Source organism: Pseudomonas sp. C 49-2 (assembly GCF_003970195.1).
Lineage (GTDB): Bacteria > Pseudomonadota > Gammaproteobacteria > Pseudomonadales > Pseudomonadaceae > Aquipseudomonas > Aquipseudomonas canadensis.
On the sequence record NZ_RXYG01000019.1, the window covers coordinates 25,277 to 45,425 of the forward strand.

Annotated in this window: 17 protein-coding genes and 1 pseudogene; 12 read left to right on the plus strand and 6 right to left on the minus strand. The window is 60.8% G+C overall.

Annotated features, from left to right (window positions below):
- Positions 1-211: 211 nt before the first annotated feature.
- Together EJ576_RS30345 and EJ576_RS30350 are read left to right on the plus strand one after the other, a co-directional pair.
- A pseudogene (locus EJ576_RS30345) lies at positions 212-1,213 on the plus strand (cache domain-containing protein); the annotation flags it as partial.
- Positions 1,214-1,300: 87 nt separating this feature from the next.
- On the plus strand, positions 1,301-2,068 hold the full coding sequence (locus tag EJ576_RS30350) for a methyl-accepting chemotaxis protein (protein ID WP_371857077.1): 768 nt from the start codon (positions 1,301-1,303) through the stop codon (positions 2,066-2,068).
- Between the two features lie 63 nt (positions 2,069-2,131).
- Here EJ576_RS30350 and EJ576_RS26565 read toward each other — a convergent pair whose 3' ends face one another.
- A complete protein-coding gene (locus EJ576_RS26565; protein WP_123477718.1) occupies positions 2,132-2,611 on the minus strand; it encodes an ATP-binding protein in 480 nt (159 codons plus the stop codon).
- Positions 2,612-2,629: 18 nt separating this feature from the next.
- Entirely contained in the window at positions 2,630-3,658 is a 1,029-nt protein-coding gene (locus EJ576_RS26570) for a UV damage endonuclease UvsE (RefSeq protein WP_126571502.1), read from the minus strand.
- Positions 3,659-3,830: 172 nt separating this feature from the next.
- Here EJ576_RS26570 and EJ576_RS26575 point away from each other — a divergent pair, with 172 nt between their 5' ends.
- The 3 genes from EJ576_RS26575 (at position 3,831) to EJ576_RS26585 (ending at position 6,524) form a co-directional block, all read left to right on the plus strand.
- The gene (locus tag EJ576_RS26575; RefSeq protein WP_126571503.1) at positions 3,831-4,244 is read left to right on the plus strand and encodes a DUF2231 domain-containing protein; all 414 of its coding nucleotides are present in this window, start codon (positions 3,831-3,833) and stop codon (positions 4,242-4,244) included.
- Positions 4,241-5,533 carry a sorbosone dehydrogenase family protein gene (locus EJ576_RS26580; RefSeq protein WP_122727354.1) on the plus strand — a complete coding sequence of 431 codons (1,293 nt, stop codon included), beginning with the start codon at positions 4,241-4,243 and terminating at the stop codon, positions 5,531-5,533. The genes EJ576_RS26575 and EJ576_RS26580 overlap by 4 nt, the downstream gene beginning before the upstream one ends.
- A 70-nt stretch (positions 5,534-5,603) precedes the next feature.
- Positions 5,604-6,524 (plus strand): helix-turn-helix domain-containing GNAT family N-acetyltransferase, encoded by a 921-nt coding sequence (locus EJ576_RS26585; protein ID WP_126571504.1) that lies wholly within the window; start codon positions 5,604-5,606, stop codon positions 6,522-6,524.
- Positions 6,525-6,561: 37 nt separating this feature from the next.
- Here EJ576_RS26585 and EJ576_RS26590 read toward each other — a convergent pair whose 3' ends face one another.
- The gene (locus EJ576_RS26590) at positions 6,562-7,965 is read right to left on the minus strand and encodes an MFS transporter (RefSeq protein WP_122727358.1); all 1,404 of its coding nucleotides are present in this window, start codon (positions 7,963-7,965) and stop codon (positions 6,562-6,564) included.
- Between the two features lie 143 nt (positions 7,966-8,108).
- A complete protein-coding gene (locus EJ576_RS26595; protein ID WP_122727360.1) occupies positions 8,109-8,639 on the minus strand; it encodes a GNAT family N-acetyltransferase in 531 nt (176 codons plus the stop codon).
- 153 nt (positions 8,640-8,792) lie between these two features.
- Here EJ576_RS26595 and proP point away from each other — a divergent pair, with 153 nt between their 5' ends.
- On the plus strand, positions 8,793-10,295 hold the full coding sequence (gene proP, locus EJ576_RS26600) for a glycine betaine/L-proline transporter ProP (RefSeq protein WP_038849597.1): 1,503 nt from the start codon (positions 8,793-8,795) through the stop codon (positions 10,293-10,295).
- Positions 10,296-10,345: 50 nt separating this feature from the next.
- Positions 10,346-10,849 carry a GAF domain-containing protein gene (locus EJ576_RS26605; protein WP_123477727.1) on the plus strand — a complete coding sequence of 168 codons (504 nt, stop codon included), beginning with the start codon at positions 10,346-10,348 and terminating at the stop codon, positions 10,847-10,849.
- Here the strand turns inward: EJ576_RS26605 and EJ576_RS26610 are convergent.
- Complete coding sequence (locus EJ576_RS26610) at positions 10,827-11,747, minus strand: AraC family transcriptional regulator (RefSeq protein WP_126571505.1); 921 nt, start codon at positions 11,745-11,747, stop codon at positions 10,827-10,829. The two genes, EJ576_RS26605 and EJ576_RS26610, sit on opposite strands and share 23 nt — an antisense overlap.
- A gap of 166 nt (positions 11,748-11,913) precedes the next feature.
- Here EJ576_RS26610 and EJ576_RS26615 point away from each other — a divergent pair, with 166 nt between their 5' ends.
- Genes EJ576_RS26615 through EJ576_RS26625 form a run of 3 tightly spaced genes read left to right on the plus strand, consistent with a single transcriptional unit; the run spans position 11,914 to position 16,756 of the window.
- Positions 11,914-12,936, plus strand: coding sequence for an alpha/beta hydrolase (locus tag EJ576_RS26615; protein WP_126571506.1), 1,023 nt, complete (start codon positions 11,914-11,916; stop codon positions 12,934-12,936).
- Between the two features lie 38 nt (positions 12,937-12,974).
- Positions 12,975-14,120 carry an MFS transporter gene (locus EJ576_RS26620; RefSeq protein ID WP_126571529.1) on the plus strand — a complete coding sequence of 382 codons (1,146 nt, stop codon included), beginning with the start codon at positions 12,975-12,977 and terminating at the stop codon, positions 14,118-14,120.
- 53 nt (positions 14,121-14,173) lie between these two features.
- Complete coding sequence (locus EJ576_RS26625) at positions 14,174-16,756, plus strand: EAL domain-containing protein (protein WP_126571507.1); 2,583 nt, start codon at positions 14,174-14,176, stop codon at positions 16,754-16,756.
- Here the strand turns inward: EJ576_RS26625 and EJ576_RS26630 are convergent.
- On the minus strand, positions 16,749-17,570 hold the full coding sequence (locus EJ576_RS26630; protein WP_028616353.1) for a helix-turn-helix domain-containing protein: 822 nt from the start codon (positions 17,568-17,570) through the stop codon (positions 16,749-16,751). The genes EJ576_RS26625 and EJ576_RS26630 overlap by 8 nt on opposite strands.
- 98 nt (positions 17,571-17,668) lie before the next feature.
- On the opposite strand from EJ576_RS26630, the gene EJ576_RS26635 reads away from it, so the two are divergent.
- Complete coding sequence (locus EJ576_RS26635; protein ID WP_028616354.1) at positions 17,669-18,880, plus strand: MFS transporter; 1,212 nt, start codon at positions 17,669-17,671, stop codon at positions 18,878-18,880.
- 114 nt (positions 18,881-18,994) lie between these two features.
- A complete protein-coding gene (locus tag EJ576_RS26640; RefSeq protein WP_126571508.1) occupies positions 18,995-20,119 on the plus strand; it encodes a sensor histidine kinase in 1,125 nt (374 codons plus the stop codon).
- Positions 20,120-20,149 lie beyond the last annotated feature (30 nt).

A 20,149-nucleotide genomic window follows, 5' to 3' on the forward strand; every position in this document is an offset into this window, starting at 1 on the left:
CTTTGTATTGTGTACAAAAAACCCTAAAGATTTACCGGGACCGGGCCGAAACATCAGTGATAGCAAATCGCCGCAATCCTGATCGAGGTGCGCGATGATTTGGCCGCCCTTCACGCTGATGGTCGTCTCGATGAAAATAAAAAATAAGCTGGTACTCGCATTTGTCTCCGTTGCTTTCATCCCGGTAAGCCTGGTGGCCGTGATTTCGGTCATGAACACGCGGACCCAGGCGGTGGATCAGTTTATCGACGGCAGTACCCGGGAAATCCGTCAGATCGACGGCAATATCCGCCAGTTCTTCGACGGTACGCTGCAAAACGTCGATCAAATGGCCACTGATCCTGTATACACCTCAGTGAACACGCTGAAGAACTACCAGCCTGCCGACGCGGCCAGCCAGCCCATGCCCGCCGAGGCGCAAGCGGTGATCGACCGCTTCGCGCGCTTTGGCGCCACACACCCAGCCGCGGCGATCCTGTCCATCGGCCTCGAAGACGGCACCTACGCCAAATGGCCGGATGACCCGCAACTGGCCAAGTACGACCCGCGCACCCGCCCCTGGTACAAGGCGGCCATGGCCATCCCCGGCAAGACCGTGCGCACCCCCGCGTATTACTACGACAAAGACGACGTCGCCCTGGTGGGTACCGCGCGCGCCCTACTGGAAAACGGCAAGGCCAAGGGCGTGTTCGTGGTCAGCGTTTCACTGAAAAACCTCACCGAACTGCTCAAGAGCATCAAGCTGGGCGAAAGCGGCTACGTGATGCTGATCGAGGACGGCGTGGTGCTGGTCGACCCGCGCAACGCCGCCCACAACTTCAAGCCGCTCAAAGACCTGGGCACAGCCTATGCACAGTTGGCCGACACAGCGCAGGGCTCCACTGAAGTGGTGATCGACGGCGTACGCTACATGGCCAACGTGTGGACCTCCCCCGGCCTCGGCTGGCGCTATATCGGGCTGATCGAACACCGTGAAGTCATGGCCGAAGCCACGCGCATGACCTACCTCACCGCCATCATCGTCGCGGTGCTGGTGCTGATCTTCGGGCTGATCGCGGCAGCGTTTTCCAAGGTCATCGTCAAACCCATCGGCCAGGTCAGTACCGGCTTGCAGTCCATCGCCCAGGGCGAAGGCGACTTGCGCCACGAATTGCAGGTCCAGGGCAAGGATGAAACCGCCGAACTGGCCGGCTGGTTCAACAAGTTCCTTGCGGCGATCCGCCAACTGATCCAACACATCGGCGCGGCCTCGGCCAACTTGCAGAACGCGTCCAAGGTCAACAGCGAGGTGGCGCACAACATGAACGAGGCGGCCGGGCGCCAGCGTGAGGCGGTAGAACTTGTGTCTACGGCGTTCAACGAAATGGTCGCCACTGCCAACGAAGTCGCACGCTCCTGCAGTGGCGCGGCGGAATCCGCCGAGAACGGGCACCGTCGCGTCGCCGAGGGCAAGCAGCAGATCGAAGTCACCACCGACAACGTCAACCGCCTGGGGCGCCGCCTGACCGAGTCATCCCAGGCCATGGTCGAACTGGAAGCCGGCAGCCGCAGCATCAACCAGATCCTCGGCACCATCCGTGCGATTGCCGAACAGACCAACTTGTTGGCGCTCAACGCCGCCATCGAAGCCGCCCGCGCGGGTGATCAAGGCCGTGGTTTTGCGGTGGTAGCCGACGAAGTGCGCGCGCTGGCCAAGCGCACGTCCGACTCCACTGGAGAGATCGAGCAACTGCTCGGCACCCTGGAGAACAAGACCCAGGAAGTCACGCAAAAGATGGGCAGCTGCCTCGACCTGTCGCGGGCCAGTGTGTCGTCCATCGAAAGCGCGCGGGACAGCTTTGAAGGCATCCAGACGTCGGTCAATGAGATCCGTGACCAGAACCTGCAGATATCCGCCGCCGCCGAGGAACAACACAGCGTGGCCGAAGAGATCAACCGGCATATCCAGCAGATCTACGACGAAGCACGGCTGGTGGAAAGCCTGGCCAACTCGGCGCAGGACGATTCGGGGCGGTTGTCGAACCTGTCGGATGAGTTGAATGGGCTGGTGGGACGGTTCAAGTCCTGAGCAAACCGGCGATTAAAGTCACCTTTCACGGCCAAGGCAATGTCCAGGGACGGCCGAAACCGCTTATGGACGGTGCCTCTCAATCACCAGGCCTTCCGACTCGCTGGGCGCACAGAAGTGACGGGTGATCAGGTCAAACTCGGCATCGGTGGCGGCGAAGTCATGCTCGCCCTGTGCATTGCGCGCATGCAGTCGGGCCCGGCAGGTGCTGTCATCGAGTTCAAGGTAGTGCAAACAGTGCGGCACCTCGGCTGTCTGCGCGAGGCCTAGCAGCCATTCACGATTGGCCAAGGTGTTGGCAGGAAAATCCAGCACCACATTGACACCCGACTGCAGCAGATTGATGACCAACGGCCCCAACACACCGCGCATGCGCTGGGAGCGAGCAAGGTAGTCAGAAATAGAGCTGACTTCACCGGGGTAAAGCGTAGCGAGCCAGTGGTCTTCACTGAACAAAAAGGCGTCGTGTTTGACTGCAAGGGTCTTGGCGAGTGTGGATTTGCCAGAGGCTATTTTTCCGCAGAGCAGGTGGAGGGTCGGCATAGGTGAAGGCTCCTTCTTCTAGATTGAATGTCGCTTGAAGTGTTCATAAAAGGCCAGCGCCGCCACGTTTTTATCCTTGGCTTCCAGCATGATGTCGAAGCGGTCAAGGAACTGCAGCGCGTAGTCGTTGGTCCAGCGGTTCCACATCTGAGCGCTGTGGGCGTAGAGGTCGCGCTTGGACACCACCTGCAACAGCGCGTCCATTTCCAACTTGTGCTCGGCGTCGAAACTCAGTTCCTGCAAGACTTCCTGGGGCTGGGAGTAATGCATGGTTGGGCGCACGCCGCGCCAGCTTTCAATCACGCGGGCGACGCGCTCGGAGTGGGGGTCGATGTAGTCGTTTTCGTTGATCCAGCAGTGGTGGATGTCCAATACCACCGGCGCCAGGTCAGCGACTTGCAGGCAATGGTCGAGCCCGTAGGTTTTCTCATCGTTCTCGAAGGTGATGCAGTTACGCGCCACCTCCGACAGGCGTGACCACACCGCGCGGGTGCCTTCCACGCCAAGGCGGCCGGCGATGTGCACGTTGCACTTGAGGTCCTGGAAGCGACGGCCGTAGCCCATCATGCGAATCATATCGGCATGGTATTCGAATTCGGCCAGGCTGTTCTCCACCACGCCGGGGTTTTCCGAACCGAGCACGCAGTACTGGCCGGGGTGGAAGGACAGGCGGATATCCGACGCGCGGGCCAACTCACCGATGGCGGCGAACCCTTCCACCAGTTGCCGCTCGATGGCAGGGTCTTGGTACACGGTAGCGACTTTCGGGTGGCTGTAGAACGGCAGCAGATCGCTGCTCAGGCGCAACATGCGCAAGGTCGGCGGCAATTGCGCCACATAAGCCAAAAGCCGCAACTGGGCGGCCAGGTTGTGCGTGACCACTTCCACCAGCTTGTCGCGGGCCACTTGCGGCGTGACGCTGTCCATCCAGCGCAACGTGGTGGTGCGTGGGTTGAACGGGCCTTCAATCAACTTCAAGGCACTGGCGGACAGCAGGCGCTCAGGATGTTTGTACTGACACGCAAAGCCGATGCGAGGTTGAGTCATGGAGGCGCCTGGCGAGAGAAAAGGACGGGATGATACGGCGTTAGGCCGGGGCGCCCCTAGAGGGTTCCCACTATTTCGAAACGTTTCACGCTGAACTTTCTCACACGCACTGCGTTCACTTCTTATGCGCTGCCCCGTCCAGGGGCGTTGTACAACAAGGAGCCGCCCCCTTATGACTACCCTTCCCGCCTACCGATACGCACCCGGACCGCTGCATGCGACCTTGCTCGCCGGCACCGTGCCGTTGTTTCTCGGTGCCTTGCTCAGCGACATTGCCTACACCCAGACCTACCAGATTCAATGGGCCAACTTCTCGGCCTGGCTGATTGCCGGTGCGCTGGTGTTCGCCGGTTTCGCGTTTTTGTTTGCGCTGGTCAACCTGCTCCGTGCCGAGCGCAAGGCAGGCCAACCCACGCGTTATGTACTGCTGTTGTTGGCCACCTGGATACTCGGCCTGGTCAACGCCTTCCAACACGCCAAGGACGCCTACGCGTCGATGCCCGGCGGCCTGATCCTGTCGGCGATTGTCTTGCTGCTGACGTTGGCGGCCACCTGGACCGGCCTGCGCGTGGGAGGTGTTAAATGAAAACGTCCAACACATTGACGCTATTGAGCGCCGCCCTGCTGCTGACCGCCTGCGGTGGTGAAGGCGACAAGACCCAGGCCCGCGGCCCCGATCCCAAGCTGCCGGAACAACAAAGCAGCCTGCTGCCGAGCATGAAGATTGCCGAGCCCGCGCCCTGGGGCGATCAGAAACCCAAGGTGCCGCAAGGCTACAGCATCACTGCGATTGCCACTGATCTCGCAATCCCGCGCCAGACCTTGGTGCTGCCCAACGGTGACATCCTCGTCGCCGAGGGCCGTGGCGGCAGCGCGGCCAAGCTCAAGCCCAAGGATGTGATCGCCAGCCTGATCAAGGCCGAAGGCAACACCAAGGTCAAGGGCGGCAACCGCCTGACCTTGCTGCGTGACGCCGACGGTGACGGCACCTATGAACTCAAGACCGTGTTCGCCGAAAACCTTAACGCGCCGTACGGCCTGGCGTTTGCCAACGGCAAGCTCTACGTGGCCAACCAGGATGCGCTGGTGAGTTTCGACTACGCCGACGGCCAGACCAAGGCCGCTGGCCCGCCCACCAAGGTCACCGACCTGCCGGCGCAGATCAACCACCACTGGACCAAATCCCTGGCGGTGAGTGCCGATGGCAGTCAGCTTTACGTGGGTATCGGCTCCAACAGCAACGTTACCGAACGTGGCATGGAAGTGGAGATCGATCGCGCAATGGTCTGGCAGATCGACGCCGCCACTGGCGCGCACAAGCCTTATGCAACAGGCCTGCGCAACCCGACGGCACTGACGATCCAGCCGGACACCGGGCAACTCTGGACCGTGGTCAACGAACGCGACGAACTGGGCCCCGATCTGGTACCGGACTACCTGACCTCGGTGCGTGAAGGCGCGTTCTATGGCTGGCCCTACAGCTACTGGGGCCAGAATGTCGACCCGCGCGCCCAACCGCAGAACCCGGCCAAGGTCGCCGCCGCGATCAAGCCGGATTACAGCCTGGGCTCCCATGTGGCAGCGCTCGGCGTGGACTTCTCCATCCCGCAAATGGGCGAGCAGTTCGCTGACGGCGTGTTTGTCGGTGAGCACGGCAGTTGGAACCGCGACAACCCGGTGGGCTACAAAGTGATCTTCGTGCCGTTCAGCAACGGCAAGCCGTCCGGTGAACCGATCGACTTTGCCACCGGCTTTCGCGGAGACGACGGCAAGACCCGTGGCCGCCCGGTCGGTGTGACGGTGGACCCCAAAGGTGCGCTGATCATTGCCGATGACTTGGCCAATACCCTTTGGCGGGTGACGCGTAACCGCTAAGCAAAGTGTTTGACATGGTTGCCTGAAGCAACAATATAATTGCTTCAGGCAACCATTTGAGCATTCCCGCATGTCCACTCCCCTGCTTGTCGAACGCGCCGGCATCGTGCGCGGCTTCAATCGCTTCTACACCCACCAGATCGGCGTGCTGCAGGAACACCTGCTGCAGAGCGACTATTCGCTCACCGAAATCCGCGTGATGTACGAATTGTCTACCCGTGGTGATCTCACCAGCGCCGACCTGTGCCAGATGCTCAGCCTCGACGCGGGTTACCTGAGCCGATTGACCAGTGGTTTCGAAAAGAAGGGCCTGATCCAGAAAGTCCGCTCCGCCACCGATGCCCGCGCGGTGCAACTGCACCTCACCGACCACGGCCGTGCGGTGCTGGCGCCCCTGGAACAGCAGACCCAAAGCGAAGTCATCGCCCTGCTCGACAACCTGCCGGAATCCCAACAGCGGCAACTCACCGACGCCATGAAGCGCATCCAGGCCCTGCTGCAAGGCACGGCGCCCAGCTATTTGCTACGCGACCCACAGCCAGGCGACATGGGCGTGGTGGTGCAACAACAGACCGCATTGTATGCCCGTGAATATGGTTGGAACTGGGAGTTCGAAGCATTGGTGGCGGAGACGGTCGCCAAGTACCTGAGGGCGTTTGATCCAACCTGCGAGCGTTGCTGGATCGCGGAAAAGGACGGCGAAGTGGTGGGCTCGGTGTTCGTCATCCGCCACGGCGAAACCACAGCCCAGCTGCGCATGCTCTACGTGGACGCCAGTGCGCGCGGCATGGGCATCGGCCAACGGCTGGTGGATGAGTGTGTGCGCTTTGCCCGGCAGGTCGGCTACCAACGCATGCAACTGTGGACGGTGGACATCCTCAGCGATGCACGCAAGCTCTATCAGAAGGCCGGGTTCGCGTTGGTCGAGGAAGAAACGATAGACAGCTTCGGCAAATCCCTGGTCAGCCAGACCTGGGCGCTCACGCTTTAAAGCGGCCCCGCGCCGTTGCGGCGCGGGACATAAGACCTTACAGGTCAGTGATTTCCTTGTGACGCGGCACCAGCGTCTTCATCACGCTCCAGGCCACCAGGTAGGCCAGTGCGCAGATCGCGAACATGATCATGTAGCCGGTATGGATGTCGCCGACGGACTTGTAGTAGTCGAACACCCAACCGCCGATCTTGGTCATTACCACGCCACCCAGGCCGCCGGCCATGCCGCCGATACCGACCACCGAGGCCACGGTTTTCTGCGGGAACATGTCCGACACCGTGGTGAAGATGTTGCATGACCACGCCTGGTGCGCCGAGGCGCCCACGCCAATCAGCAATACCGGCACCCAGAAGCTGATATAGCCCAATGGCTGTGCCAGCAACACCACCAGCGGGAACAGCGCGATCACCAGCATGGCTTTCATGCGGCCATCGTAGGGCGCATCGCCGCGTGCCATGAAGTAGCTGGGGAACCAGCCGCCGCCGATACTGCCGACCATGGTCATGCTGTACAGCACCGCCAGCGGCATGACGATATCAGCGCCTTTCATGCCGTACTGCGCCGACAGGTAGGTGGGCAACCAGAACAGGAAGAACCACCACACGCCATCGGTCATGAACTTGCCGAAGGCAAAGGCCCAGGTCTGGCGATAAGTAAGCAGCTTGAACCACGAAACTTTCTTCTCCACAGCGCCGGCCGGTGCCGGGGTGAAGGGTTGCACGGTCTGGTCGCTGCGGATGTAAGCCAGCTCCGCCGCCGACAGGCGCTTCTGTTCATCCGGCTTTTGGTAGAGCGCGATCCACACCGCCACCCACACGAAACCCAACGCGCCAATCACGATGAACGCGGCTTCCCAGCCCCAGAGACCGGCGATCAACGGCACGCAAATCGGCGCCAGGATCGCGCCCACGTTGGCGCCGGAGTTGAAGATGCCAGTGGCCAGCGAGCGTTCTTTCTTGGGGAAGTACTCGGCGGTGGCCTTGATCGCAATCGGGAAGTTGCCCGCCTCGCCAATCGCCAGCACCGCACGGGACAACATGAAGCCCGCAATGGACACCGGGATCACCGCCAGGCCGATCGCCCCGCTGATGGCCGCAATGCCCTCGCCCATCGGCACCGAGAATGCATGCATGATGGCGCCCGTGGACCAGATGCCGATCGCAACCACATACGCCGTCTTGGTGCCGATCTTGTCGACGAAGCGCCCGGCGAACAGCATGGAGATCGCGTAAACAAACTGGAACACCGCCGCGATATTGGCGTAATCGGTGTTACTCCAGCCAAATTGCGTGGACAACTGAGGGGCCAAGAGACTGAGCACCTGGCGGTCGAGGTAGTTGACGGTAGTCGCGAAGAACAGCATCGCGCAGATGGTCCAGCGATAGTTGCCTACAGCTTGGCCAACGCGGTGAGCGTTGATGGGCTCGTTCAAGTTCATGGCATCACTTTTTATTTTTGTTAGGTAGGACATATGTAACGTCATATGTCGTCGTACAACTGCGACTTTTATATCGGGACGCCTGAATGCTGTCAATCTGAAAGATTGCCGTTTATCGAGGTATTGCGCGGGTATGTGAAACGTCAGGCAAAAGCAGTTGTAGGATGACGAACGCGTAGTACCAGGCTGGGTGCCTTGCCCGGCACATCATCGAGCGTACCGAAAGGCTGCATGCCGATCTTTTCCAGCACGCGAATGGATGCCGCGTGATCCGGCCGTACCAACCCGAACACTTCGGGCAAGCCAAGTGTTTCGAAGGCCAGCTTCAATGCGTCACGGCCCAACTCGGTGGCGTAGCCCTGCCCCCAGGCTTGCACCGCAAACCGGTAACCCAGGTTGATGCGTCTTTCGGTCAGGTAGTCCACCGGCGCGATTCCACCAAAGCCGATGATGTGATCCGGCGCTTCGACGCGTGCAATCGCCCACCAGCCGTAGCCTTGGGTAGCCCACTGTTCGAGCCAGTGATCGAGCAGGCGTTGTGCAACCTCCAGGCTGGCCATGGGGCCGGCGGGGTTGAACAGGTTGGTCTGCGGATCGCCGTAGATCGCGAACAATCGCTGCACGTCACCGGGTTGTGGGCGACGGTAGGTCAGGCGCGAGGCGGCAGCGGGCATTCGGTTTTCTCCTTGGCAAACCTGTGAAGTTCAATGCATGTGCAAAAAAACGCAAAAAGTGGTGAATTATTTCATGTCCGCTTGTATCTGAACTGACAGAGCGGTGCCATCGCAACGATGGCACCTCCCCTGTTCTGCTTTAGAGTGTCCCGCATGAAATTACGTAAGAAAAGCGTCAAGCCCATCGGATTGAAAGACATCACCATCGTCGACGATACCAAGGTGCGCAAGGCAATCACCGCCGCTGCCCTGGGTAACGCCATGGAATGGTTCGACTTTGGCGTCTACGGTTTCGTCGCCTATGTGCTCGGCAAGGTGTTCTTCCCCGACGCCTCGCCCAGCGTACAAATGATCGCTGCACTCGGCACGTTCTCGGTGCCGTTCCTGATCCGTCCCCTGGGTGGCCTGTTCTTCGGCGCCCTGGGCGATAAATACGGACGGCAAAAGGTCCTCGCCGCGACCATCGTGATCATGTCCCTGAGCACCTTTGCCATCGGCCTGATCCCCTCCTACGCCTCCATCGGTATCTGGGCGCCGATTTTGCTGTTGCTGTGCAAAATGGCCCAGGGTTTCTCGGTGGGTGGTGAATACACCGGCGCCTCGATCTTCGTCGCCGAGTATGCCCCGGACCGCAAGCGTGGCTTCCTCGGCAGTTGGCTGGACTTCGGATCCATCGCCGGTTTCGTGCTGGGCGCGGGCGTTGTCGTGCTGATCTCAAGCATATTGGGCGAAGCTGACTTTGAGTCATGGGGCTGGCGCCTGCCGTTCTTCCTTGCCCTGCCCCTGGGCATTATCGGCCTGTACCTGCGTCATGCGCTGGAAGAGACCCCAGCCTTCCAGCAGCACATGGACAAAATGGAGCAAGGCGACCGCGAAGGCCTGACCCACGGCCCCAAAGTCTCGTTCAAGGAAGTGGCGACCAAGCACTGGCGCAGCCTGCTGACCTGCATAGGCATCGTGGCGGCGACCAACGTGACCTACTACATGTTGCTCACCTACATGCCGAGCTACCTGTCGCACAACCTGCACTACAAAGAAAACAGCGGCGTGCTGATCATCATCGCGATCATGGTCGGCATGCTGTTCGTGCAGCCGTTCATTGGTTTCATCAGCGACAAGATCGGCCGCAAGCCCTTCATCATCGCCGGCAGTATCGGCCTGTTGTTCCTGTCCATCCCGGCGTTCATGCTGATCACCAGCGGCAAGATCGGCCTGATCTTCGCGGGCTTGCTGATCCTCGCCGTGATCCTCAACTTCTTCATCGGCGTGATGGCTTCGACGCTGCCCGCAATGTTCCCGACTCACCTGCGCTACAGCGCGTTGGCCAGTGCGTTCAACGTGTCGGTGCTGATCGCTGGCGTGACCCCAACCGCCGTAGCCTGGTTGGTGGAAAGCACCAACGATCTGTTTATGCCTGCTTACTACCTGATGGTGTTTGCCGTGGTCGGCCTGATCACCGGCCTGACCATGAAGGAAACCGCGAACAAGCCGCTGCGTGGCGCAGCGCCGGCCGCTTCGGACATGGAAGAAGCCAAGGAACTGCTGCAGGAGCATCACGACAATATCGAGCAGAAGATCGAAGACATCGATGCCGAAATTGCCGAACTGGAGGCCAAGCGCAAGAACCTGGTCGAGCAACATCCGCGTATCAACTAACACCTGAAAGCGCGTGGCGGCTCGGGCCGCCACGCAACTGGAGTGTCCCCATGGTTCCAAGCGTCACCGCGCCACAGTCCCTGCTCAGCGCCGATGAGCGTGCTGCCATCGCCGAAATAGAAGCCACCACCAGCATCCTGCAACTGGTCACCCGCCTGACGGGGATGCGCTTTGCCGGCATCGCCAAATTCACCGACCTGGAATGGGTAGTCTGCTCGGTGCACGACACCGTGGACATGGGCATCCATGTCGACGATGTGCTCGATCTGGAAACCACCCTGTGCAGCGAATTCTGCATCAACCCGCAAACCCTGTTCATCCCGCAGATCAGCCAGAACGGCCGCTTCGCCGCCCGCCCGGTGGTCAAGCAATTCGCCATTGAGAGCTATGCCGGCGCGCCGATTTTCCTGCCCGACGGCCGCCTGTTTGGCGCTCTGTGCGCGCTCGATTCAAGAGCAATGCTGTTTGAGGACCCCAACCTGCCGGAAACCCTGAACCTGTTTGCGCGGCTGATCGGGTGCATATTCTTTGCTAATTTGACGTCCGATCATTGACCTCGGTCCTGCCACGCAGCGCCGCGATATCACGTTTGGGTGGCACCCCAAACAACCGGCCGTATTCGCGACTGAACTGAGAGGGGCTTTCATAGCCCACCTTGAACGCCGCGCTGGACACGTCCTGATGCTCGTTCAACATCAAGCGCCGCGCCTCGTTAAGGCGCAGCCACTTCTGATACTGCAACGGGCTCATTGCCGTCAGTTGGCGAAAGTGATGGTGAAACGTCGCTGCGCTCATTTGCACGCGCGCGGCCAACTCCTCCACGCGCAAGGCCGCGGTGTAATTGAGCTTCAGCCAATCGATGGCCTTGGCAATCCGATACCCCTGCCCGTCGACGGAGCAGATCTGACGCAATCGGATCGCCTGGTCGCTTTTCAGTAGCCGGTAATGGATTTCACGCTGAATCAAAGGCGCTAGCACCGGGATGGCTTCAGGCTCATCGAGCAGCGCCACCAGGCGCGCAAACGATGCCAGCATGCCCTCGGTCACCGTGCCGATACCCACGCCCTTCAACACTGCCCTCTCCCGCGTTGGCGGTAGCTCACTCTGGGCGATCAGCTCGGCCAATATGCGCAAGTCCAGCTTGAAAGTGAGCCCCAGGCACGGATGCTCTGGGCTGGCCGCCAGCACTTCGGAGTTGGCGGGAATGTCCAGGGAGGTCACCAGGAAGCGTGACGTGTCATACGGGTAGCCCTCGCCACCGACCCACAACTGCTTTTCACCCTGGGCGACCAGCACGATGCACGGTTCCACCATGCACACGACGGGTGTTGCAGGCTGATCACGGTGATAAAAACCCAGGCCCGGAATCGGCATGGGGTAGTCACCCGGCGCGTGCACGCGCGAGCCGATGGCCTGGATCAGCGCATTCAAGGATGTTTGATGAGTGGTCATTACAGGCTCTTTCCTCTCTTCATCGGACTTTACCCCGTCGCGCCCATGGCCGTCCCCGGCAAACTACAAGACTCAGAGGATCAGGCAAGTATTCCAGTCAAACGCACTACAGAACCCTGCTCTCACTCGGGAAAATGCGCGGACCAACCTTCTCGAGGAACCCCCGATGAAAAGCCTCTTGCTCACCCTGAGTTTGCTGGTGACCTCTATGTCGACACTGGGAGCCGATATGTCCAATGGTGCTAACAACTTCTACCAAAGCGAGCAGGTGACCGTCGAAAAAGTCACCTTCAACAATCAATATGGCATGACGGTCGCAGGCAATTTGTTTGTGCCCAAGCACCTTGCCCCCTCTTCAAAAAATGCGGCAATCATCGTCGGCCACCCGATGGGCGCCGTCAAAGAACAGAGCGCGAATCTGTACGCCACCAAAATGGCCGAGCAGGGCTTTGTCACCCTTTCCTTGGACTTGTCGTTCTGGGGCGCAAGCGCTGGCGAGCCGCGCAATGCCGTGTTGCCCGATCTTTACAGTGAAGCGTTCAGCGCCGCCGTGGATTACCTCGGCACCCGCCCGATGGTCGACCGCGAGCGCATCGGCGTGATTGGCATCTGCGGCAGCGGCAGCTTTGCCATCGCAGCGGCAAAGATCGACTTGCGCCTCAAAGCCATCGCTACGGTGAGCATGTACGACATGGGCGCAGCCAACCGTAACGGCCTTAAAAACGGCGTGACCTTGGCGCAGCGCCAGCAAGTACTGCTGCAAGCCGCCAACCAGCGTTATGTGGAGTTCCAGGGTGGCAACACCGTCTACACCGGCGGCACGCCTCAGACCCTGACCGGCGATGCAGTGGGCGATGAGTTCTACGACTTCTATCGCACGCCGCGTGGTGCGTTCACCCCGGCGGGTGCCTCGCCGCAAAACACCACGCGACCGACGCTGACCAGCAACGTTAAGTTCATGAATTTCTACCCGTTCAACGACATCGAGACGCTTTCCCCACGACCACTGCTGCTGATTGCCGGTGCCAATGCCCATTCCCTTGAGTTCAGCGAGGACGCCTACCAGCGTGCTGCCGAGCCCAAGGAACTGGTGATCATCCCGGATGCCGGCCATGTGGACCTGTACGACCGGGTCGGCCTGATCCCGTTCGACAAGCTGGCCAGCTTTTTCAGGAGCAACTTGAAGTGATCTCCGACACCCCGAAAAACTGGGGCGCTGTGCTCGCGATGTCCCTGGCCGCCTTTGCCCTGGTGGCGTCCGAGTTCATGCCCGTAAGCCTGCTCACGCCCCTGGCGGCCGACTTGCAGATTACCGAGGGGCAAGCCGGCCAGGGCATTTCGGTGTCTGGTCTGTTTGCGTTGCTTACCAGCCTGCTGATCGCAGGCGTAGCGGCGCGGGTCGAGCGCAAGCGCCTCTTGCTGGCCTTGACCGTGCTGATGATCGTTTCTGGCACCGTGGTGGCGCTGGCACCGAATTACCCGGTGTTCATGCTTGGCCGTGCGTTAATCGGCGTGGCCATCGGCGGCTTTTGGTCGTTGTCGGCCGCCACGGCCATGCGCCTGGTGCCTGAGCCCCAGGTGCCGCGTGCGCTGGCGATCGTCAATGGTGGCAACGCTTTGGCGACGGTGATCGCCGCGCCATTGGGCAGTTTTGTCGGCGGCTTGATCGGCTGGCGCGGGGCGTTCTTTTGCGTCGTCCCCGTCGCGACGTTGGCAGCGGCCTGGTTGATGATCAGCCTGCCTTCAATCAAGGCTCAAGGCGTCGCCAAAAACAGCAGCCTGCTGCACTTGATGAAACGCACGCCGGTGGCCTTGGGCATGCTGGCGGTGAGTGTGTTTTTCATGGGCCAGTTTATGTTGTTCACCTACCTGCGGCCGTTTCTGGAGGCCGTCACCCAGGTAAGTGCGTCCGGGCTGTCGTTGATCTTGCTGGTGCTGGGATTGGCGGGTTTTGCGGGGACGTTGGTGATTGAGCGTTTCCTGAAAAAAAGCCTGTTCCTGACGCTGGGCATTATTCCGCTGGTGATGGCCGGGATTGCGCTGGCGCTGGTCATATTTGGCAGTTCCACAGCGATAACCACGCTATTACTGGGGCTCTGGGGCCTGGTCGCCACCGCCGCCCCCGTGGGTTGGTGGACCTGGCTGTCAAAAACCCTGCCCGACGACGCCGAGGCAGGGGGTGGCTTGATGGTGGCGATTATCCAACTGGCGATCGCTTCCGGCGCTATCGTGGGCGGCCTGATGTTCGACCTGAGCGGGTATCAGGCGACATTCGAATTGAGTGCAGCGGTGCTGAGCGTCGCGGCCCTATTGACGTGGTTGGCAACGCGCGCCAGCGGCCACCCTACCCGGCGGTCTAAATGTTTTGCCTGAGCTGCCGATAGCAAGGGACACCCCTGACAAGCAGCGACGCCCTGCGGGAAACTATGCCGAACGCTCTCGCCCCTATCGTCCGCTCGCTTTCCGATCGCACCAGTCTGTCGCTGGCGCGCACCTCACTCTTCAGGTTCATGGCCTTGCTGGCCGTGGTGTTTGCCGCCGCGGCCTACTCGTTGGTCTATCTGGCCCATGAACTGGACCGCTCCGAGCAGGCTGAAAGTGCGTTCTATACCCGCAAAGCCGTGCAGTCGCTGGAAAAGTCCCTGCGGGTGACGGTCAAGGACTACGCCTTCTGGAGTGACGCCTACAAGCATTTGCATATGACGGTAGACGCTGATTGGGCCTTTGTCCGTGGCAACATCGGCGCCACGCTGTTCGATGATTTCGGCTTTCAAGGCCTGTTCGTGGTCGACGACGCCAACCGCACGGTGTATGCCGTCGTTGACGGCCAGTTACAGACCGTCGAACTCAACCAGTGGCTCGGTGGGCCCATCACCGAGATTCTTGAGCAGGCTCGCGCGGGCGCAGACAATGAGACACCCGCCACGGCTTTTATCAGCGTGCTTGGCAGCCCTGCACTGGTAGCTGCCGCCGCCATCACCCCCGGTACCGACCCCACGGTGTTGCCCGACGGCCGGACAGCGTCGGTGCTGATCTTTATCGATATCCTCGACAGCGCCAAACTGGCGGTGATCGGCGATGAATTCGGCGTGGACAAACTGCACGTCGCCACCGCCGATGAAATCGGCAAGACCTTGCTCTTCCCCCTCGGCGACAACGGCTCGGCCGGCAGTCTCCACTGGGAGCCGGCTCGTCCCGGCTTGCGCCTGATGGGCGTAGGCCTGCCGCTGCTGGGCCTGGCTGCGTTGCTGGTGTGCGTGATGACCTGGGTCATTTCGCGGCGCACCACCGCCGCCGCACTCGCCCTGGACGCCAGCCATTCATCGCTGCAGAACAGTCAGAACGCCCTGGCCACCAGCGAAGCCCGCTTTCGCGATGTGGTGGAAGCCAGTTCCGATTGGGTATGGGAAATCGACGCCGGCTGGCGCTTTACCTACCTGTCGGAACGCTTTGAAGGCGTGACCGGGCTGGTGCGCAACGCTTGGATCGGCGCCACAATGAACGATTTGCTGGAGACCGAAAGCGGCCTGCTCTCCCAGTGGCTCAGCGCCCCCGAACGTCGCCCGGATATCAGCGTGCAGTGTCGTTACGTCGATGCATTGGGGCTGGAACGCAGCACTCGACTGTCCGCACGGCAGATGCCGTGTGGCGGGTTTCGCGGAACGGCCACCGATGTAACGGAAGAAGTCGAGGCCCGTCGACGCATCGAGTTCCTGTCCCAGCATGACGCCCTCACCGGGCTGCCCAATCGCACGCGCCTGCAGGCGTTTCTGGAGGGCAAGTTCAAGGCCTTGTCCTCCTTGGAGCAGCCGTTGGTCATGTTCAGCCTGGACCTCGACCGGTTCAAACCGGTCAACGACTTGCTTGGGCACGCTGCCGGTGATCGGGTGCTCAACGAAGTGTCGGCCCGCCTGGCGGACTGCGTTCGCCATGGGGATCTGGTCGCGCGAATCGGCGGTGATGAATTTGTACTGATCCTGACCGATGCAGGCACTCAAGACGAAGTCGAAGCACTGTGCAAGCGCTTGATCGAATCCATCGAGCGTACGATCAGAATCGACGAGCAGGAGGTGTTTGTCAGCGCCAGCATCGGAATCGCTATCGCCCCCACCGATACCCGTGAAGCCACGGAACTTCTGCGCTACGCCGACATTGCCTTGTACGAAGCAAAGGCTGCGGGGCGCAATACCTGGCGGTTCTACTCCGGCGACATGAACGCGCGAATTATCGAACGTCGCCGCTTGGAGAGCGACCTGCGCTATGCGATCAAACACGGCGAGCTGCGCCTGCATTTCCAGCCGCGCTATCGCATCGCCGACGGGCAAATGGTCGGCGCCGAAGCCCTGGTGCGCTGGCAACATCCCGTGCGTGGGCTGATCGCGCCTGACACCTTCATTCCGATTGCCGAGGAGTCCGGGCTGATCCTGGCGTTGAGCGACTGGGTACTCGAAACCGCCTGCGCGCGTGCCGCCCAATGGCCAGAGCATCTGTTTGTGTCGGTGAACCTGTCACCCACCGAATTCAAGCGCGGCAACCTGGTCGAGCGCGCACGCCAGGCATTGGCGACGTCGGGTATCGACCCGGCACGGGTGGAACTGGAAATCACCGAAAGCGTCATGCTCGATGATACCGACGGTGCACTTGAGGTCATGCATACGCTAAAGCACTTGGGCCTGCGTATCGCCATGGATGACTTCGGCACCGGTTACTCATCCCTGAGCTACCTGCGGGCGTTCCCATTCGATGGTTTGAAGATCGACCGCAGCTTCCTGACCCGCCTGGAAGAAAGCGACGATGACAAGGCGATCATCCAGGCGATTGTCGGCCTGGGCCGGGCCCTGGCACTGACGGTGACAGCCGAGGGCATCGAAACCGCCGAGCACTTGGCATTACTCAAGAGCGTGGCCTGTGAGGAGGGCCAAGGCTATTTCCTCAGCCGACCGCTGGACATTGATGCGTTCAACGGTCTGTTGGACCTGCACGCCAACCTCACGCAGGCGCCTACCTGAAGAAATGACTCGGCGTCTTGCCGAACTGTTTCTTGAACATGCTGGTAAAGGCGCTCGGACTTTCGTAACCCAGCTCCAGCGCGATATCGATCACCTTCTCCCCCACCGCAATCCTCTCCAATGCCAGCAGCAGCCGCGCCTGCTGGCGCCACTGGCCGAAGGTCATGCCGGTTTCCTTGCGGAACAGGCGCTGGATGGTTTTCTGGTCCAGGTTCAGGCGCTCGCTCCAGTGGGCGACCGTGGAGGCGTCGCCGGGCTCTTCCTGCAACGCGAGGCAAATGCGCTGCAGGCGCGGGTCGGCAGGCTGCGGCAAGGACAGTGGCAAGGCCGGCAGGATGGCGAGTTCGTCGAGGATCAGGTGCATGATCCGCGCATCCCGCGAGTCCTCGGCATACGGCGGTTTCAGGCTCACCGAGGCCTTGATCAATTCGCTCAGCAGCGGCGAGATGCTCACCGTCTTCGGCTCGCCGGGCATGTTCGGGAAACGATCCGGGCGCACAAACACGCTGCGCATTTTCAGGGTGCCCACGCAACGCAGGGAATGCACCTGCCCGGCGGGCATCCAGATCCCGCGATTGGGCGGCACCGTCCATTGGTTGAGCGCCGAGTACACCACCATCACGCCTTCGATGGCGTAGAGCAGTTGGTGCTTCTCGTGGCTGTGGTCGGGGATCACCCAGTTTTCCGGATAATCCGTGGCGGAACTGATGACCGCCCAGGCACCTTCGTTGATTTCCTGGAGGAATTCGTTCAATGGTTTGATGATTTCGCCCTTTTTGCGATGGTTGTCGCCCGAATTACGCGAGACAGGCATTCCTGACGAATTTAGCATGAACGCCGAATCATTTTGTAATGGATGGCGACCTTAAGAAGTTGCCGCCTCTGATTAGCTGCCTTGTATGGAATGCCTGCATGTCGACCCTCACCGCGTCACCCGCCGCTGCAACCACCACACCCCAAGCCAGCCCTTTGGTCATGCGTGTGCTCGGCGCCTGCGCCCTGGCGCATTTGATCAACGACCTGATCCAGGCTGTGCTGCCGTCGATCTACCCAATGCTCAAGGCCAACTACGGCCTGTCGTTTACCCAGGTAGGCCTGATCACCCTGACGTTCCAGCTGACCGCATCCCTGCTGCAGCCGTGGATCGGCTACCACACCGACCGCCACCCGAAACCCTGGCTGCTGCCGGCGGGCATGGTCTGCACCTTGATCGGCATTCTGATGCTGGCGTTTGTCGGCACGTTCCCGGCGATTCTGCTCGCAGCAGGCCTGGTGGGCGTCGGCTCGTCGACCTTCCACCCGGAAACCTCCCGCGTTGCGCGCCTGGCGTCCGGCGGTCGCTACGGCCTGGCGCAGTCGACGTTCCAGGTCGGTGGCAACACCGGCAGTGCTTTCGGCCCGTTGCTGGCGGCCGCGATCATCATTCCTTACGGCCAGGGCAATATCGCCTGGTTCGGGTTGTTTGCGGTGTTCGCCATCTTGGTGCTCTACGGTTTGAGCCGCTGGTACCGCAACCACCTCAACCTGTTCAAGCTCAAGCAAGGCGGCAAAGCGACCCACGGCTTGTCCAAGGGCCGCGTGACCTTCGCCCTGGTGGTGCTGGCCGTGCTGGTGTTCTCCAAATACTGGTACATGACCAGCCTGACCAGCTACTTCACGTTCTACCTGATCGAAAAATTCCAGCTGTCGGTCGCGAGCTCCCAGATGTACCTGTTCCTGTTCCTCGGCGCCGTGGCCGTCGGCACCTTCGCGGGCGGCCCGATCGGCGACAAGATCGGGCGCAAGAAAGTCATCTGGTTCTCCATCCTCGGCGCCGCGCCGTTCACCCTGGCCCTGCCCTACGTCGACCTGTTCTGGACGGCGGTGTTGAGCGTGGTGATCGGATTCATCATCGCGTCGGCCTTCTCGGCCATCGTGGTGTATGCCCAGGAACTGGTGCCGGGTAACGTGGGCATGATCGCCGGAATCTTCTTCGGCCTGATGTTCGGGTTCAGCGGGATTGGCGCAGCCTTGCTCGGTTTGCTCGCTGATACCCACGGTATCGAGTACGTCTACAAGCTGTGTTCGTTCCTGCCGCTGGTGGGCATTCTGACCGTCTTGTTACCCTCCACCAAAGGCATTTGATCGCGCCTACGCCCACGACTGACGCAGGCAAGGACGCCTGCGTGTAGCCATTCCGTGCTTAAATCCTTGTTTGGCAGCTTCCCGTGCGTTTCTGCCCATCCAAGGACCTCCCGTATGCGCCTGCCTGACTTCATTCTTGCGAACCTCGAGCCGATCCTTCAGGCGTGGGAAGACTTTGCCCGCACCATCCAGACACCTGGGGCCGACCTCGACCGTGAAGGCTTGCGCGATCATGCCGAGCAGATGCTTCGCGCCATCGTGAGTGACCTGCGCACCACCCAGACCGTGCAGGAGCAAACTGACAAGGCGCAAGGGCTGGCGCCGCGGAATGACGAAGAAAGCCCTGCTGAAACCCACGCGGTGACACGCTTGATGGCGGGTTTCTCCATCGACCAGATGGTGTCTGAATACCGCGCGTTGCGCACCAGCGTGCTCAGCCAGTGGCTTGACCAGGTCAAACAGGGAACGGCGCTGGATGTCGACGACATGAACCGCTTCCATGAAGCCATCGACCAGGCACTGGCAGAATCCATCGCCAGTTACTCACGTGCCGTAGAAGCGTCGCGCAATGTGTTCCTGGGCATCCTCGGCCACGACCTGCGCACGCCGTTGGGCGCGATTCTGCTGGGCGCCGACACGCTCCGGCGCTCGCCGACTGTGGACGAGCGCGGCGGCCGTGTGGCCACGCAGATCTATACCAGTGTGCAACGTGCCAGCCAGATCGTCGGCGATCTGCTGGATTTGACACGTTGTCAGATGGGGCCAGGCATTCCGGTAAAGCGTACGGAGGTCGATCTTGCGCCGATCTGTGAACGCATTGTCGAGGAGATCCGAGCCTTTCACCCTGCTTCGAACATCGTCTTCGAAGCAAAAGCCCAGGCGCTTGGCAGCTTTGATGGCCCGCGCATGGAGCAGGTATTTTCCAACATCATCAGTAATGCCGTGCAACACGGCGATGCACAGTTACCCATCACAGTCGAGTTGGCGACTCGCGCAGAGACGGTGGTGTTCACTGTGCGCAACGGTGGCAACCCCATTTCTGCCGATGTCCTGCCGTTTATCTTCAATCCCATGGGGCGCTTTTCCCAACGGTCGTTCATAGAACACGGCCCAACGGAAGGTCTTGGATTGGGCTTGTTCATCGCCTCTGAAATTGTGACCTCCCATCAAGGTTTAATTGAGGTCGAGTCAGATCTGGCGTCGGGAACGGTGTTCCGCGCGACGTTGCCAGTGCGTTAAATTGAATGCATTGATAGCCGTTCGCCAGTA

Excerpts from the sequence above, each read along its gene's own strand:
- EJ576_RS26625 (WP_126571507.1), top strand. The coding sequence starts at position 14,174 with ATGCCGAACGCTCTCGCCCCTATCGTCCGCTCGCTTTCCGATCGCACC.
- EJ576_RS26605 (WP_123477727.1), top strand. The coding sequence starts at position 10,346 with ATGGTTCCAAGCGTCACCGCGCCACAGTCCCTGCTCAGCGCCGATGAG.
- EJ576_RS26630 (WP_028616353.1), bottom strand. The coding sequence starts at position 17,570 with ATGCCTGTCTCGCGTAATTCGGGCGACAACCATCGCAAAAAGGGCGAA.
- EJ576_RS26590 (WP_122727358.1), bottom strand. The coding sequence starts at position 7,965 with ATGAACTTGAACGAGCCCATCAACGCTCACCGCGTTGGCCAAGCTGTA.
- EJ576_RS26610 (WP_126571505.1), bottom strand. The coding sequence starts at position 11,747 with ATGACCACTCATCAAACATCCTTGAATGCGCTGATCCAGGCCATCGGC.
- EJ576_RS30350 (WP_371857077.1), top strand. The coding sequence starts at position 1,301 with ATGAACGAGGCGGCCGGGCGCCAGCGTGAGGCGGTAGAACTTGTGTCT.
- EJ576_RS26615 (WP_126571506.1), top strand. The coding sequence starts at position 11,914 with ATGAAAAGCCTCTTGCTCACCCTGAGTTTGCTGGTGACCTCTATGTCG.
- EJ576_RS26580 (WP_122727354.1), top strand. The coding sequence starts at position 4,241 with ATGAAAACGTCCAACACATTGACGCTATTGAGCGCCGCCCTGCTGCTG.
- EJ576_RS26635 (WP_028616354.1), top strand. The coding sequence starts at position 17,669 with ATGTCGACCCTCACCGCGTCACCCGCCGCTGCAACCACCACACCCCAA.
- EJ576_RS26595 (WP_122727360.1), bottom strand. The coding sequence starts at position 8,639 with ATGCCCGCTGCCGCCTCGCGCCTGACCTACCGTCGCCCACAACCCGGT.
- EJ576_RS26585 (WP_126571504.1), top strand. The coding sequence starts at position 5,604 with ATGTCCACTCCCCTGCTTGTCGAACGCGCCGGCATCGTGCGCGGCTTC.
- EJ576_RS26575 (WP_126571503.1), top strand. The coding sequence starts at position 3,831 with ATGACTACCCTTCCCGCCTACCGATACGCACCCGGACCGCTGCATGCG.
- EJ576_RS26620 (WP_126571529.1), top strand. The coding sequence starts at position 12,975 with ATGTCCCTGGCCGCCTTTGCCCTGGTGGCGTCCGAGTTCATGCCCGTA.
- EJ576_RS26570 (WP_126571502.1), bottom strand. The coding sequence starts at position 3,658 with ATGACTCAACCTCGCATCGGCTTTGCGTGTCAGTACAAACATCCTGAG.
- proP (WP_038849597.1), top strand. The coding sequence starts at position 8,793 with ATGAAATTACGTAAGAAAAGCGTCAAGCCCATCGGATTGAAAGACATC.
- EJ576_RS26640 (WP_126571508.1), top strand. The coding sequence starts at position 18,995 with ATGCGCCTGCCTGACTTCATTCTTGCGAACCTCGAGCCGATCCTTCAG.
- EJ576_RS26565 (WP_123477718.1), bottom strand. The coding sequence starts at position 2,611 with ATGCCGACCCTCCACCTGCTCTGCGGAAAAATAGCCTCTGGCAAATCC.